Origin of the sequence: Chryseobacterium sp. MYb7, assembly GCF_002979455.1 — a bacterium.
In the GTDB taxonomy this organism is placed as follows: Bacteria; Bacteroidota; Bacteroidia; order Flavobacteriales; family Weeksellaceae; genus Chryseobacterium.
The window spans coordinates 12,664-29,603 of record NZ_PCOU01000004.1 but is presented as its reverse complement, the minus strand read 5'-3'; the positions used below and the strand labels follow the sequence as shown (position 1 = coordinate 29,603).

The window sequence follows — 16,940 nt, the reverse complement described above, 5'->3', positions numbered from 1 at the left end:
ATACACATGAAAAGATTTCTACTCAGTTTGGTATTAATTTTTTTGACAATTAATCCACTCTTTGCACAAAGGGATACCGAGCATTGGATTGCTCCTTATTATGACAGTGTTGGAGGGTATACCAATATGCTATACCTTTCCACTGATTCATTAACACCCATTGATGTAACCGTTTATAACAACAATGCTGTAGTTACTACGGTTACCATCAGTAAAGGTAGCCCGCAAACTTACAAGGTTACCAATAGCCTTATTTCTACAGGTACCACTACTGAAGCGTTCAATGTTGGTAATAAAGGACTGTATTTAAAAGCAGCCAAACCTTTTTACTGTAGTTTAAGACTTGCCCAAAGTGTTCACGGGGAAGTCATTACCAGTAAAGGAAGAGCCGGAATTGGAAAAACATTTTTTGTTGCTACCGCTCCTAATACAAATACCAGCAGCATTCAAAACTTTACAGCAGGTGTTTTGGCTACTGAAGACAACACCAATGTAACAGTAACATGGAATGCAACTGCCGGAGTGGTTTTCATTAACGGAACACCTACTGGTAATACCCAATCTTTCACGTTACAAAAAGGCCAGTCTTTCATTCTTGCAGGATCAGGATCTCAGTCTGCAAACAAGACAGGTTTTATCGGTGCAAAAATAGTTGCTGATAAGCCCATCACACTTACCAACGGAAGCTGTAATGCCAATTTCTCTACTGCACCATCGGGAAGTGACCCGGTTCTGGATCAGTCGGTTCCAGTTGACAGACTTGGAAATACTTTTGCCATGGTAAAAACAAGATCTACTGCTCCTAACTTAAATATGGAGGGAGGTCTTATTGTTGCTACTGAAGATAACACTCAGGTATTTTTAAATGGCGGAGGTACTTCTGTTGCAACACTTGCTGCAGGAGAATGGTACAGAATTAATGAAACCAGCTATGTAGCTCAGGGTACTTCAGGACATTCAAATATGTTCATTTCGACGACTAAAAATGTATACTTATATCAATTTATTGGAATTCTGGGAAGTGATGCTACTAATGGATTCAACTATATTCCACCATTGAACTGTTTCCTTCCAAGAAAAATTGACGAAATCGGAAAAATCAATGAGATGCCTATTGGTACCGGAGGGGCGAGTGCTGTGCAGGATATCATTGTAAAACTAAATATCTTAACAGAAACAGGATCTACTGTATTGCTAAATGGCATGCCTATAGCTGCAACAGACGGACCATATCCGGTGGCAGGAAACACAAACTGGGTTACCTATGGAATTACCGGGGTAACAGGAAACATTAATATTACTTCTACAAAAGCTGTAACAGCTGGTATCAACGGAGGATTTAGTTCTGCCGGATACGGAGGTTATTTTGCAGGATTCTCTTCTATCCCTGTAATTGCTAAAAAGACAGGTGAATGTGTACCGGGAATTATTCTTGAATTAGATGACGGATACGAAACCTATCAGTGGTACCGTGACGGAGTAGCTATTGCAGGGGCAACAACTTATACTTATACTCCTACACAGTCAGGAAATTATACGGTTAAAGTAACAATGGGAACATGTCCTCCTGTTACAACACCTATCTATAAAGTACAAACGTGTTTAAAAGAAACAACACAGGCTCTTAATGCTTGTTCTACTAAAATTATTACCCCTACATTTACTTCTTCCACTCAAACTGTGGTTCCAAGTACAGTAGTAATTTTAACTCCTCCTACAAAAGGAACAGCAGTGGTGAATCCAAACGGAACAATCACTTATACTCCGAATGCAGGATATTTAGGAGCAGACAAAATCATCTATAAATTCTGTGGAAACTCCGTTGAGTTTACAGATTGTGAGCAGGTGACATTAAACCTTACTGTAGTACCTTTCATCGTAACAGATACTTCTATTAAGGCATGTTGGTATGATGTAGATCCTTATGCTTATTTTGACCTTACGAAAGCTAAAGTAACAGACTATAATGCAGTTACTAAAAAATACTACCGTACTTTAAATGATCTTACAGCAGGGATCAACGAAATTACAACACCTACTAACTTCCCATCAACAGGAGGATTCGTATTTGTAAAAGTAACCACTGCTGAAGGATGTACAGCGAATGCAAAAATTGAGTTAATTGTACTTCCAATCAAGAAATCTCCAATCCTGGTAGATCAGTATATCTGTATGGATGCAAAAACTAATCTTGATGCAGGTTCCGGATATGATTCATACCAATGGAGCACAGGCGCTACTTCTTCAGGTATCAGAGATGTAGGAGTTGGAGAATACACTGTAGTACTAGGTAAAAACGGATGTTTCCTTACTCAGACAGTGAAAGTGAAAAAAGTTGAAGATCCGGTAATCCAAACGATTGAGATCAACAACAATACAGCAACAGTAATTGTAAGCGGTGGTAAAGCACCTTTCAAATATGCGGTTGACGGAACGGCTAACTGGCAGGATTCAAATGTCTTCACAGGTTTAAGCAGAGGACAGCACACTTTCTATGTAAAAGATTTCTACAACTGTACTCCTACTTCTGTAGAAATTACAATCCCGAATCTATTAAATGCCATTACACCTAATGGAGATAATGTAAATGATTATATAGATTACAGTGAGCTTGCTTACAAAGAGAACCTAAGTTTTGTAGTATATGACAGATACGGAAATATGGTATTTACCGGAAATAAGTTCAATAACTACAGATGGGACGGAAAACACTTTGATAAGAAACTGGGTACAGGAACATACTGGTACCATATCACCTGGAATGAATCCAACAAAGAAAAGACTCCAATAAAATATACAGGTTGGATTCTTGTTAAAAACAGAGAGTAATAATTAGTTTAAAACTATATTTTATAAGCCACGATTGTATTATCGTGGCTTATTTTGTTAATTAAATAATGATATCGTGAAATATTTCCATAATCAATGAATTATTCTTCTATTTTTGTAAAAAACCTAATTAACTATAATACATGAAGAAGATTCTATTAATTTTCCTGTTCTTACTGGTGCCCATTCACATGCTTTTTGCCCAAAGAGATACAGAACACTGGTTTGCCCCCATGGCAGCCAGATCCCCAAAAGTAGTTACTCCCATGCAGGCACTGTATTTTTCTACAGACTCTGCCATTCCATTTACTGTAGACATCTACAGCAATAATACGGTATTGGGAACAGTCACCATAAGCAAAGGCTCACCACAGACATTTAATATTCCATTGAACAGAATGGTTGCCACTATCAATGGTGAACTATTCACTGTGGGAAATAAAGGGATTTATACTAAGGGTTCAAAACCTTATTTTGTCACCTACAGATTCTCAGTAAGCCAACATGGAGAAATATTAACTTCAAAAGGAAAAGCAGGAATTGGCACAAAATTCTATGCTGTCACCGCTCCCATTGAAGAACTTAACAGCGAGTATAATTTCACTGCCGGAATTCTGGCAACAGAAGATAATACCACGGTTACCGTTTCAAACTATTCTCCCAATGTGGCATTTACCAACGGATGGACCGGAGTTACCAATCCAACTCTTACATTTACATTGAATAAAGGACAATCTTATATCATTGAAGGTATAGGTGACAAAACTGTAAATAAAGAAGCTTTCATTGGTGCTAAAATAGAGGCCGATAAACCCATTTCCGTGACCAATGGAAATTTTAACGGTCAGTTTGCCATGGCAGCTGGCGGTTCCTATCAAGGTTCTGATATTATCATGGACCAGTCTGTACCGGTAGACAGATTAGGAAATGAATTTGTAGTTGTAAAAGGAAACGGAGACATTAGTAGAAACATGGAAGATGCCCTAATTGTTGCTACAGAAGGTGGAACTCAGGTATATATTAACAACGCAACTACACCAGCTGCAACATTGGCTGAAGGTGAAAGTTATAGAGTCAACAAAATCAATAATACCAACTATATCAATCAAGGTAATAATCACTACAACATGTACATCAGAACCACAAAAAATGTATATGTATATCAACTTATGGCAGGGGTTGGAGCCAGCAACGCAACACTTGGGTTTAATTATATCCCGCCATTGAACTGCTATCTTCCAAGAAAAATTGATGAGATTGGAAAAATTAAAGATCTTCCTTATTCTACAACCCTTTCAGGACATATTGTAAAACTGAACATCCTGACAGAAGCAGGTGCTGTTGTTACTGTAAACGGAGCACAATTGCCAACTTCACAAGGCCCTTATCAGGTAACAGGAACACCCAACTGGGTATCTTATTCCGTTCCCGATATTTCAGGAGATGTTACCATTAATTCAACAAAAGCTGTTACAGCCGGTATCTCCGGAGGAAGTGGTGTAGTGGGATATGGTGGCTATTTTGCAGGATTCTCTTCCATTCCCGTTATTGCAAAACAAAATGGTGAATGTATTCCGGGAATTGTTCTTGAAGTAGATGACAGCTTTGATACCTACCAATGGTATAAAGAAAACAATCCTATACCGGGGGCTACAAGCCATTCCTATACGCCTACACAATCAGGAAATTACACAGTAAAAATCACTGTAGGATCATGTCCTCCAGTGATCACTCCTGTCTATAAAGTATATACCTGTCTTAAGAAAACGATTATCAATGATACGGTATGTGATGGAGTAAAACAAATTGTCCCTACATTCTCAACTTCTACTCAAACTGTAGTACCGGGAACTGTAGCCATCATCACAGCACCTACTAATGGAAATGCAGTTATTGATCCGAATACTGGTGTAATAAGCTACGCACCTGCTTATAATTATATTGGTCCGGATAAAATCGTTTATAAATTCTGCGGAAACAATCCAGATTTTACAGATTGTGAAGAAGTCACTTTAAATCTAACTGTATCTGAAAGCCCTATCGTAAATGACGCTTTAATAAGAACATGTTTCCTGGAAGCCAATCCATCTACCGGATTATTTAATCTTACCAATGTCAGCGTAACATTAGCAACCGGAATTACCAAGAAATACTACCCTTCTCTTGCAGATGCACACGCAGGAACCAACGAAATTTTAACTCCTAATAATTACATCGCGCCCAATGGTGTTGTGTATATCAAAGTAATTAATGCAAACGGATGTTACAGAGTAGCTATGGTAACTCTTGTAGTTTTAGCTCCGGTAAAATCAAATGTATTGACAGATAAAATCATCTGTATGGAAGGAAAAACTACATTGGATGCAGGACCAGGGTTCAAAAGCTATGAATGGAGCACGGGAGCAACTACCCAGACAATAAAGAATGTAGGAGTAGGAGTATATTGGGTAAAACTAAAAACCGGAGAATGTGTAACTACGCAGACTGTAAAAGTATATGCATCGGAACAACCGGTTATTACCAATATTGATATCTCAAATAATACCGTAACCGTAAATGTTGCAGGAGGAACTCCACCCTACAAATATTCTATGGATAATATCAATTGGCAGGATTCTAATGTATTCACCAATATCAGCAGAGGAAATGCCACCATCTATGTAAAAGATGACTATAATTGTGAACCAATTCAGATGAATATCACCGTTCCTAATCTGATTAATGTGATTACACCTAATAATGATGGGGTAAACGATGCTATAGATTATTCTTCGTTAGCTGTTAAAAATAATCTTGTCATTAACATTTTTGACCGATATGGGAGTAAAATCTTCCAGGCAGACAAAACCAACGGATACAAATGGAACGGATCTGCAGATGGCAGCAAAAGAGTTCCTACAGGAAATTACTGGTATGAAATAGGCTGGAATGAACCTAATGCCAAGCAGACACCGATAAAATTCACAGGTTGGATTATGGTTAAAAACAGAGAGTAATACTACATACATAAAATTTTTAAAAGCTTCGATTTTGAAATCGAGGCTTTTTTATTATGTTTTCAAGCATTTAATACTTTTTATTGTTAAATTTGTGATAAATACTAATACTGAATGAAGAAAATTCTATCTTTTCTATTTATATTTTATATTTTCACCTCTACCTTCGCCCAATTGGACCGAGAGCACTGGTTTGCTCCCATGGTAGACAGGACAGGCGCTCCCAATCCTTACCAGAAACTGTATTTATCTACCAGCAGAACCACCCCTTTTCCGGTCAGTATTTATAACAATAATGTTCTGATCGGAACAGTAAATATCAGCAAAAACAATCCACAAAAATTCGATGTTTTAAGGAATTATATTATTACCACACAGCAGACGGATCTATTTACCCCAACTACCAAAGGGTTATATCTTAAAGCAGAATTTCCTTTTTATGCTAACCTAAGGTTCTCGGTATTCAACCATGCAGAAATCATTACATCCAAAGGAATTCCCTCTACAGGAATGACATTCTATGCAGCCTCCGCTCCTATTACGGTAAGCAATAATATCCTCAACTTCATGACCAGTGTACTGGCAACAGAAGATAACACCACCGTTACCATCTCCGGATATAGCCCCACCGTTCAGTTTTCTAACGGAATGACGGGAGCTACCAATCCAACAATGACTTTCACTTTAAACAAAGGACAATCTTACATTCTTGATGGGATTGGAGATATTACAGGAAATTTTGACGGATTTATTGGTTCAAAAATCATCTCGAATAAACCCGTAAACGTCACCAATGGAAACTTCAACGGACAATATGCCGGAAACTTCCCTTCCAGTTCAGATATTTTGATGGATCAGGCAGTACCGGTCAACAGACTTGGGAATGAATTTGCTCTGGTAAAAGGAAACGGACCTATTGGCTCCAATATGGAAGGAGCTGTGGTTATTGCCACTGAAGATAATACTCAGATCTTCGTCAACAATGAAATCCCTCCAATAGCTACCATCAATGCAGGAAAATATTATGTGATTCCTGATTCAAAATACATTCTTCAAGGAAACGGACATTATAATTTATATGTCAGAACATCAAAGAATGCCTATGTCTATCAGATTCTAGCCGGAGATTCCAACTCTGGGAATGAAACAGCTACAGGAGGTTTCAACTTTATTCCTGCACTAAACTGTTATCTTCCAAAGCAGATCAATGAATTGGGACTCATTAACGAAAACTTTGTTCATTCCAATGGGAATGTCGGAGGAGTTCTGAACATTCCAACAAAATTAAACCTTATTACAGAAAGAGGTGCCAACGTTACAGTAAACAGTGCAACTCCTCTTGCCATAACGGGACCTTACAATATGACAGGAACCACCAATTGGGTTACCTATGGAATTCCCAATGTAACGGGAACCATCACCGTTGTTTCAGACAAAGCTATTATGGCAGGAATTACCGCGGGAAGTGATGCTGTAGGATATGGAGGATTTTTCGCAGGTTTTCCTACACAACCTGTTATTTTAAAATCAGGAACCGGCTGTATTCCAGGAATTGTTCTTACTGTAGACCCTCTTATCTATGACACCTATCAGTGGTATAGAAACGGAACGATAGTTCCCGGAGCTACAACATCTACAATTACCCCTACACTCCCGGGATATTATACCTGTTCCGTTACAATGGGAAGTTGTGCACCTTTAGTCACTGAGCAAATTAAGGTACTGAACTGTACAAAACTAAGCACTAAAGCCTACAATGTATGTACTTCTCAGGTTATAGCTCCTGCATTAAGCAGTTCTACACAAACAACAGCTCCCGGTACTGTAGCGATTACAACAGCCCCTGCACTTGGAACAGCAGTGGTAAATGCTGCAACCGGAGTGATTACCTATACTGTAAATACTCCGGGAACATCAGGAACAGATACATTCACCTATACATTTTGCGGCAATGATCCGGATTTTCCAGACTGTGAAACGGTAACGGTTACCATCAATATTCAGGCGCTTACGGTAATGAATACCACATTATTTGCCTGCGACATTAATGGACAGGGAACATTCAACCTGACTACAGCCAACATAACCAATAATTCACCTGTCACCATTACTTATTATCCTACCCTTTTGGATGCTCAGAATGAAAATGCTGCAGCACTGATTACCAATACAACAGCTTACACTGCACCAAACGGGACTATCGTATATGCTGTTGTAAAAAACGGTATCGGCTGTAAAAGTATTGCACAGATAACATTATCTCTTTTCAATAAAGCAATTGTCATGGATAATTACAATGGTGTTTTCTGTGATGATAATCTGGATGGGACAGTCACCGTGACCCTTTCCAATATCACTCCTATTGTATTGAATAACCCTAATTATTTTACCAACGTAAGATATTATGCAAATCTGGCAGATGCCAACGCCGGAAATAACAATACACTCCCTAACAACTGGAGCTACACTGCTACAACGACTATTTACATCAGGGTAGATTCTCCGGATGGATGTGCCACCGTGATTAAACCTTTACAATTCAGTATCGAAGATAAAGTAACACTGATTACCAAAACCGTTACAGAAAGCGTTTGTGATGACAACCTGGATGGTATAAAAAGTGTCAATTTAACTCAGTTTATACCTCAATTTACCCTGGATCCGAATGTTACATATACTTTTCATGCAACATTAGCAGATGCTCAGAACAATGTGAATATCGTTTCATCACCTGTTAATATTACCACTTCCCAGACGTATTATATCCGTTTTCAAAAAAATGGGGTATGCCCTGAAGTTGGTACCCTTATCATCAATATTAAAGTTCCTAAAAAATCTGATATATTAGTAGATAAAGCTATTTGTCCGAAAACTACCACAACATTGGATGCCGGGCCTGGCTTTGAGAGATATTTATGGAGTACGGGAGCAACAACCCCTTCCATCACCAACGTTGCACCAGGAAGTTATTGGGTAGAACTTACCTTCAATGGCTGTGTTTACAAACAGTATGTGAACGTTACAGAACTTCCAACTCCAATGATTACCTCAATTGAAATAGATGGGACAACGGTAAAAGTTGGAGTAAGTGGCGGCACACCTCCTTATGAATATTCTTTAGATGGAGTGTCATGGCAGAGTTCGAATGTCTTCACCAACGTACCGAGAGGAGCACACAATGTATTTGTGAGAGATTCAAAAATGTGTGAAGAGGTGAAAAAACCATTTGCCATTATCAATCTGATCAATACCATTACTCCGAATGGAGATGGCTATAATGAAGGAATAGACTATTCTGCTTTGATGGCAAACGATAATCTTGTATTCAGAATCTTTGACAGGTATGGCGCCGAAGTCTTCAGAGGAACTCCGGAAAACAGATTTACCTGGGATGGAAGAATAGGAGGAAGATATGTTCCTACAGCAACGTACTGGTATTTTATCACCTGGACAGAATATGGCTCTACGCTCACTGTAAAATATTCAAGCTGGCTCCTCGTAAAGCACAGATAAAACAAAGAAAGCCGGAAGAAAGAGACACTGAATTTCAAGTATTCTTTCTTCTGGCTTCTTTACTTATATTCACTCTTTTTTAGGTTGTTGATAAATTTCTAACACTCCTTAACAAATAAATCTTAAAGTTTAATATAACTTTAACCACTATTCATCATCTAATTAGGCAGAATTGCTTTATTTCTACGTAATTTTGCGCATTATATGAAGAAACTGTTTACTCTACTGCTATTGATTTTTCTGGCAAAAATTAATGCACAAATATATTCCGGAGAGGTATTTCTGAGAGACAACTCTATTTTATATCTTAACCAGGTATATGTTACGAACCTGAATACTCAAAAGACCGTTCTTACGGATTACAATGGTAATTATAATATCCCGGCTAATGTTGGAGATGTAATCCGGTTTACCTCTATTGTTACTGAGAGAAAAGATATTAAGCTAACTCCTCAATCCATGGTGCAAAAGAATCTGGTTGAGCTTAAAATTGCTTATTATGAAATTCAGGAAATTGTACTCAGCAGGTTCAAACCTACCGGAAATCTCCGGTATGATGTAAATTCTTTAAGAAAAGAAGATAAAGCATATGCTCTTAAGAAAGTAATCGGCCTTCCTGAACCAAAAGGTGATGGTACTCCACCGGAACTACCTGTTGCCGGATTACGGGATGGCGGGCTTACCTTCAGCCTTGAAAGTATTTATGACATCCTTTCGGGTGACAGAAAGAAAAAACAGCGTTATCAGGCTTATGAAAGGATGAATACCTCCGTTGTGCAGATCAAAAATTATTTGGGAAAAGATTATTTTACAAGGTTTAAAATTCCTGAAAATTTAATTGACAATTTCCTTCAATTCGTTTATAGTTCTGAAAATATTCAAGCTTATGTCCTTGCTGGAAATTTTGAAGCGATAAAGGTTCCAATTGAAAAATACATGCCTATTTATCAGAAAAGGCTTAAAAGTTCTCACCTACAGGAGGTTGTAAGTAATAACTAAAAATATATAATCCATGTGCTTCACATGGATTTTTTATATCCAAACATCCAACTTCTTTGTCTTTTTTATAATGTATTCACTATAAATTATCCAACTTTAACAATAGATTATTCTCTAATATTCAAAAATATGTTTATTTTTATCTCACAAACAAGTGTTTAAAAATAAAAATGCTTGTATTTCGTTATTCAAATAAAAACTAACCCAGAAAGCAAATTAAAAGAGAAGCACCGAATTTTTAATTTAATAATAATTAATGAAAAAAGTACTTTTACTTCTTTGTTGTATGTTTTTCGTTGCTGTGTCTGCTCAAAAAAAAGGGAAAGACTACAGTGAAATTTTGAAAAGTAAGAGCATCTACGAAATCAATGCCTTTTTAAGAGATGCCCATCCTGATGATCCCCGAAGATCTGTACTCAAGCCTAGGGTAATGGAAATGATGAAAGAATACATCAAAAATGCACATCCTGCCGATCAGAAAGTAAAAGATATGCAGGAAATGCTGGCCATGCTAAGGAGAAGACCTTCTACAAAGATCACTTTTGATGAGATGAATGCGATCATCAAGCAGAAACAGATTGCAAAATATAAAGCTGAACTGGCTGCAAAACAATCTACCACTGTGTATACCCCAAGTACTACTCAGAATGCATATGTTGTAAACACTGCTGCCAATGCTGCCGTTCCTAATGCTGAAGCAGAAGAATTCAACATGCTAATGGCTGTATCCCCTGTAGAACATAAAAACAAGACCGTAAAAATTCTTAACTCTTTATTTGATAATGACCCTAATGCTAAAGAAGCTATTATTTTGATACAAAATAAATCAGACTGTAATATCATTGTAAGAATGGAAGGTGTGGGTACTACTAAATACAGACTGGCTGTTCCTGCTCATGGCGAAGGTTCAATTGTTATAGAAAAAGGACAGTATCTTTTCACCAGCCTTGTTTGCGGAGCTCAATATGCTTCACAAAAAACAATTGAAAAGGCAATTATGGTAGCTTTAGGAGGCCAATAATATCAATCAAAAACGAATTATCTCTATGTCTTTTACCACCAAAAGGCAAAGATTCTCCATAAATTTTCACTATTTTTGCACTCATTTTATAACTCAATGGGCAAGAATAAATTAGCAAGATTCGCAGAAAACAAAATATTACCAAATGTAATCCAACCCACAAGGGAAGATGCTTTAAAAGGTTTCGAACTTAAGGGAAAATGGAGAGAAAACTTCTTTAAAAATGACAATCCAATTGTATTGGAGTTAGGTTGTGGAAAAGGAGAATATTCTGTAGGACTCGCCAAAACATTTCCTGAAAAAAACTTTATCGGAGTTGATATTAAAGGGGCTAGATTTTGGTTTGGTGCTAAAGAAGCCGTGGATAGCAACATGACGAATGTGGCTTTCCTAAGAACGCAAATCGAACTTGTAGATTATTTCTTTGCTGAAAATGAAGTAGATAAAATTTGGATTACCTTCCCGGATCCACAAATAAAATACAAAAGAACAAAACACAGATTAACACATCCGGACTTTTTAGACCGTTATAAAAAATTCCTGAAGCCAGGAGGAATTATCCACCTGAAAACCGATTCTGAATTTCTGCATGGATATACCCTTGGATATTTACAGGGAGCAGGTTATGAGATTATTTCTGCTCACCATGACATCTATGGTGCCCCAGAATACGATCCTAATACGGAACATTTGAGAGATATCAAAACGTATTATGAAGAGCTCTTCTCGGCGAAAGGAAAAACGATTACTTACATTAAATTCCGGATAAGCTGATGAAATAGAAAAACTTGATGAAAAAAAAATTTTTAATGATTCTATTCTTCACATTTCTTATTCCCAACTTTACACAGGCTCAAAAAGGCAGTAAAGACATTTTAAAAAGCACAAACATTAAAGAAATTGAAGAATACCTGAAGAACGCACACCCTGACGATCCTAAGAAAACTGTGCTCAAACCAAAGCTTATTGCTTTAAAAAACGCTGAATGGACAAAGGGAGCCCGCAATGCCAAACCTATGGAAACAAGGCCCATCATTACGGATATTCCTAAGAGCATTATGAGAAATCCTAATTCAGATGATGCTGAGGAATTCAAGAAGCTCATTGCTGAAACCTCTGTTCAGCACAAGGAAAAAACAGTAAAGCTACTTAATGCCATGTTTAATGAGGATATCAATCGTAATGAAGCTATTCTCTTATTCAAAAATAATTCAGACTGCAATATCGTCCTGCGGATTGAAGGAAAAGAATTTTACAATCTTGCTGTTCCTGCCCGTGCGGAAAACTTTATTGTACTCAATAAGGACTCCTATACGCTTAGCAGCAACATCTGCGATATAAAATATTCCTCGCGGAAAGACATTAAAAAAAGTATATTTGTAACGATAGACAATCCGAAACAGGCTGGTACAGAAGTGAAATCTGTCCAAAAAGAACCAACACCGGAAAAGTCTCCGAAAAAACAAAAATCAAAAAGTAAAATAGGATGAAAAAACTATTAGTTTTTACCGGAATTTCATTAATCCTTGTAAGCTGTAATGTAAATTATGGCAGCTATCCGGGAAGAACCTCCTACCCTTACCCTACAAGTAATACCGGGAATAGAGCTAATGTAGAAAGAGAATATAGTGAACTTATTAAGACCTATAAACCAGAGACCGCTGATGTTCTTAATGATCTTCTTAACAGTGATGATCCTAAGAATCCCAGGACCTCTATTTCGGTAGAAAACCTATCTTCATGCAATATGGTTCTTACAGTAAGCGGAGGCAGTTTCTTCAAGAAAATCCCTATTGGTGCTGGAAAAATAGGATATACAATGGTTCCGAAAAACCAGAACTACAGATTGTCGGGGGTGGTTTGCAACTCCACCTACCAATCTACAAAGTTTATCACAACGTCTTATTCTATAAAACTTTCAAACTAACATATGACCCGCAGAATTCTGTGGGTTTTTATTTTTTTTTATAGTTGTGTAAGAACTAAATTCCACAAAATCAAAATATTATTTTACAAATCTCATTCGTAATAGATATTTCCCTATATTTAGAATTCAATAATTGCGGTATCCGAAAAGCATATAGAGTAGGAAAAAAACTAAAACTAAAACCATGAAAAATTTAAAAAAGGTCACAAGAAGTGAGCTAAGAACAATCAAAGGAGGATACAGAAGCTGTATCGACGGCTGTAATATCGAAATGGGCGAAATGTGCTGCAGCGGTGTATGCAGAATAGGAGTAGTTGTTCCAACTACAGATCCTGATTTCCCTGAATTTACGGTATGCCTAAGAAACCTTAGTATATAAACAATAAAAAAACGCTGGACCGAAATCCAGCGTTTTTCCTATATAAAAGAAAATCTTCAATTATTCTGCATCGAAATCAGCATCTGTATCAGCAGATACTTTTTCTCCTTCTTCTTTAGATTTTTCTTTATCAGCTTTTCTTTGAGACTGACCTTCTTTGATAGATTCAGAAACTACGCTAAGGATCATATCAATAGACTTAGAAGCATCATCGTTTCCTGGGATAACGAAATCAACTTTTCTAGGGTCAGAGTTTGTATCAACGATACCGAAAACTGGAATACCTAATTTCTTAGCTTCAGTTACCGCGATGTGCTCTCTTAAGATATCAACTACAAATACAGCAGATGGAAGTCTCACCATGTCAGCGATAGAACCTAAGTTCTTCTCAAGGTTAGCTCTTTGTCTGTCAACTTGTAATCTTTCTTTTTTAGATAAAGTTTCGAACGTACCGTCTTTTTTCATTTTGTCGATAGAGTTCATCTTCTTTACAGCCTTTCTGATAGTAACGAAGTTCGTTAACATACCACCTGGCCATCTTTCTGTAATATAAGGCATATTAAGTTCAGAAGCGTGTTTTGCAACCACTTCTTTCGCTTGCTTCTTAGTAGCTACGAAAAGAACTTTTTTACCTGCAGAAGTTAATTTTTCTAAAGCGCTGCAAGCTTCATCTAATTTAACTGCTGTTTTATGTAAGTCTACAATGTGAATACCGTTTTTCTCCATAAAAATGTATGGAGCCATATTTGGGTTCCACTTTCTAGTCATGTGACCGAAGTGTACGCCAGCCTCTAAAAGGTCTTTTACATTTGCTTTTGCCATGTTTTCTGTTTTTGTTAGTTTACTTTCCGTCTTTTAAACAATCAACAACTTCTTTAGATGGGAGAAGCGTTTGGATGCTAAACGTAACGGGCAATTGGCGGTCTGCTTTTTGCTTTTGGCAATGGGCTTTTCGCCGAGATTAAGTTTAAAAAAAATTTAATACATTCCTGTAGCCAATAGCCATAAGCCATCTGCCAACGAGAAATCTTAACGTTTTGAGAATTGGAATCTCTTTCTTGCTTTTTTCTGACCTGGCTTCTTTCTTTCCACCATTCTTGCGTCTCTTGTAAGTAAACCAGCTGGCTTCAATGCTAATCTGAACTCAGCGTTGATTTCGCATAAAGCTCTTGAAATACCTAATCTGATAGCCTCTGCCTGACCTGTATTTCCACCACCGAATACGTTTACGGTAACGTCATACTGACCAACAGTCTCAGAAAGGATAAACGGTTGGTTTAATTTGTAAACCATCACGTCTGTAGAGAAATATTCTTTAGCATCTTTCCCGTTTACTGTAATAACACCAGAACCTGGTCTTACATAAACTCTTGCTACAGAAGTCTTTCTTCTTCCGATTTTGTGAACTATAGACATAATTAATTATTTAAATTCGTTAACATTAATTGTTTTTGGCTGTTGAGCTTCATGTTTGTGCTCAGTTCCTTCATATAAATAAAGGTTCTTAAGGATAGCAGATCCTAATCTGTTTTTAGGTAACATACCTTTTACAGACTTCTCTAATACCTTTAAAGAATCTTTCTTTTGAAGTTCAGCCGCAGTCATAGACTTCTGTCCACCAGGGTATCCTGTATGCCAGATATAAGTCTTATCAGCCCACTTGTTTCCGGAAAGTGTAATTTTCCCAGCATTCAAAACGATCACGTTATCACCACAATCTACGTGAGGTGTAAAGTTCGTTTTGTGCTTACCTCTCAAAATCTTTGCAACCGTAGAAGCTAATCTACCTAACGGCTGTCCTTCAGCGTCTACCACAACCCATTCTTTATTAGCAGTAGCTTTGTTCGCTGAAACAGTTTTGTAACTTAATGTATTCACACGTTTTAGTTAAAGATTAAACATAATTTACCCCTAAAAGGGTGTGCAAAGGTACAAATTATTTTTGTAACCCAAAAACATATTTTATTTAATCTATATAATCTTGGTTCTACACCCTTCTATCAATAGATTTTAACACTATTTACAATTTTGGCATAAATCTTGTGAACTCATGTGCCGATGAAAAAAAACACTTCGAAGATTCTAAAAACACCAATGAAACAGCAAAGAGTTTTTTCCCTCAACTCTTTCTTTTATTAAATTTACTTTAAAGATTTCCGTAAAACACACAGATATAATTATAATTTCATTGAAATAATTATATTTGCGCTAATCATATTCTAAAATCCATGAGCCACGGAAAACTAAGAGAAGACAAAACCTGCTTAAACTGCGGATATCAAGTTGAAGAAAGGTTTTGCCCACACTGCGGACAAGAAAACATTGAAAGCAGACAGCCTTTCCATTTTCTTTTTACTCATTTCATTGAAGATTTCACCCATTATGACGGGCAGTTCTGGAGAACGATACAGTATTTGTTTACCCGTCCCGGACTATTGACCAAAGAATATCTGGCTGGGAAAAGACAATTATATGTAGCTCCCGTAAAACTCTATATATTTATAAGTTTTCTCACATTTTTCCTTCCAAATGTCTTACCTCACGCCAAAGAGGAAGCTGAAAAACCTAGCCATATCAAAAAAGAGACTAAGGCAAAAGATCAGAAAGACATTTCCAAAGACATTGTAAAAGGCTTACAAAAAGGAGGCGTTATGTCCAACGAAACGGCAAACGTTACTCAAAAAGCACTGGATACTTTAAAGATAGAAGATGGTACCAAAAAAACTGAGCTTTTTGACAGCACCTTTGATCCTAAGGAAGCATCCATTATGCATGCTTACTCCATGAAACAATATGATTCTATTCTTGCCAAAGATGACACCGGAATCTATACTATAATGAGACCTATTGCAGGAAAAGTATTTGAATTGAAGGATGATGGATATACCAAAAATCAGATTTGGGAAAAGTATAAAGAAAATTTCATCCATACCATTCCGAAAGCACTTTTTGTTTATCTACCGATATTTGCATTCTTTTTATGGCTGTTCCACAACAAGAAAAAATGGTGGTACTTTGATCATGGTATATTTACCCTTCACTATTTTTCATTCCTTCTGTTGGCAATACTGGTATTTATAATTAGCGAAAAGATTACCAGCTTTCTTCCAAGTAATAATTTACTTACGTTATTATATGTATTAGCTTGTCTGGGTCTTGGGCTCTATATGACTATCTATTTCTTTGTAGCACACCACAGGGTATATGAAACAAAAAAAAAGGATAAGTATTCTGAAAGGTTCCGTATTATTTATTTTTAACTATATAGGATTGCTT

13 protein-coding genes are annotated in these 16,940 nt (G+C 37.0%); 10 read left to right on the top strand and 3 right to left on the bottom strand.

Features of this window, described 5'->3' with window-relative positions; translation table 11 throughout:
• The first annotated feature begins 6 nt into the window (after positions 1-6).
• From CQ046_RS04720 to CQ046_RS23395, 9 genes are all read left to right on the top strand, one after another.
• Positions 7-2,829, top strand: a complete 2,823-nt coding sequence (locus CQ046_RS04720; RefSeq protein ID WP_105701163.1) for a gliding motility-associated C-terminal domain-containing protein — start codon at positions 7-9, stop codon at positions 2,827-2,829.
• Positions 2,830-2,972: 143 nt separating this feature from the next.
• Positions 2,973-5,825 (top strand): T9SS type B sorting domain-containing protein, encoded by a 2,853-nt coding sequence (locus CQ046_RS04715; protein ID WP_105701162.1) that lies wholly within the window; start codon positions 2,973-2,975, stop codon positions 5,823-5,825.
• A gap of 114 nt (positions 5,826-5,939) precedes the next feature.
• On the top strand, positions 5,940-9,338 hold the full coding sequence (locus CQ046_RS04710) for a T9SS type B sorting domain-containing protein (protein WP_165790463.1): 3,399 nt from the start codon (positions 5,940-5,942) through the stop codon (positions 9,336-9,338).
• Between the two features lie 204 nt (positions 9,339-9,542).
• Positions 9,543-10,337 carry a hypothetical protein gene (locus CQ046_RS04705; RefSeq protein ID WP_105701160.1) on the top strand — a complete coding sequence of 265 codons (795 nt, stop codon included), beginning with the start codon at positions 9,543-9,545 and terminating at the stop codon, positions 10,335-10,337.
• A gap of 256 nt (positions 10,338-10,593) precedes the next feature.
• Positions 10,594-11,358, top strand: coding sequence for a DUF6759 domain-containing protein (locus tag CQ046_RS04700; RefSeq protein ID WP_105701159.1), 765 nt, complete (start codon positions 10,594-10,596; stop codon positions 11,356-11,358).
• Between the two features lie 96 nt (positions 11,359-11,454).
• Entirely contained in the window at positions 11,455-12,132 is a 678-nt protein-coding gene (gene trmB / locus CQ046_RS04695; RefSeq protein ID WP_105701158.1) for a tRNA (guanosine(46)-N7)-methyltransferase TrmB, read from the top strand.
• Positions 12,133-12,149: 17 nt separating this feature from the next.
• A complete protein-coding gene (locus tag CQ046_RS04690; RefSeq protein ID WP_228406878.1) occupies positions 12,150-12,848 on the top strand; it encodes a DUF6759 domain-containing protein in 699 nt (232 codons plus the stop codon).
• On the top strand, positions 12,845-13,285 hold the full coding sequence (locus CQ046_RS04685; protein ID WP_105701157.1) for a DUF6759 domain-containing protein: 441 nt from the start codon (positions 12,845-12,847) through the stop codon (positions 13,283-13,285). The genes CQ046_RS04690 and CQ046_RS04685 overlap by 4 nt, the downstream gene beginning before the upstream one ends.
• Positions 13,286-13,469: 184 nt before the next feature.
• On the top strand, positions 13,470-13,664 hold the full coding sequence (locus CQ046_RS23395; protein WP_123906569.1) for a bacteriocin-like protein: 195 nt from the start codon (positions 13,470-13,472) through the stop codon (positions 13,662-13,664).
• A gap of 60 nt (positions 13,665-13,724) precedes the next feature.
• On the opposite strand, the gene rpsB is transcribed toward CQ046_RS23395, so the two are convergent.
• The 3 genes from rpsB to rplM form a co-directional block, all read right to left on the bottom strand.
• Positions 13,725-14,486, bottom strand: a complete 762-nt coding sequence (rpsB, locus tag CQ046_RS04680; protein WP_034692922.1) for a 30S ribosomal protein S2 — start codon at positions 14,484-14,486, stop codon at positions 13,725-13,727.
• 207 nt (positions 14,487-14,693) lie between these two features.
• Positions 14,694-15,080 carry a 30S ribosomal protein S9 gene (gene rpsI / locus CQ046_RS04675; RefSeq protein ID WP_047385930.1) on the bottom strand — a complete coding sequence of 129 codons (387 nt, stop codon included), beginning with the start codon at positions 15,078-15,080 and terminating at the stop codon, positions 14,694-14,696.
• Positions 15,081-15,086: 6 nt separating this feature from the next.
• The gene (gene rplM, locus CQ046_RS04670) at positions 15,087-15,542 is read right to left on the bottom strand and encodes a 50S ribosomal protein L13 (RefSeq protein ID WP_047385928.1); all 456 of its coding nucleotides are present in this window, start codon (positions 15,540-15,542) and stop codon (positions 15,087-15,089) included.
• A gap of 350 nt (positions 15,543-15,892) precedes the next feature.
• Here rplM and CQ046_RS04665 point away from each other — a divergent pair, with 350 nt between their 5' ends.
• Complete coding sequence (locus CQ046_RS04665; RefSeq protein WP_228406877.1) at positions 15,893-16,924, top strand: DUF3667 domain-containing protein; 1,032 nt, start codon at positions 15,893-15,895, stop codon at positions 16,922-16,924.
• Positions 16,925-16,940 lie beyond the last annotated feature (16 nt).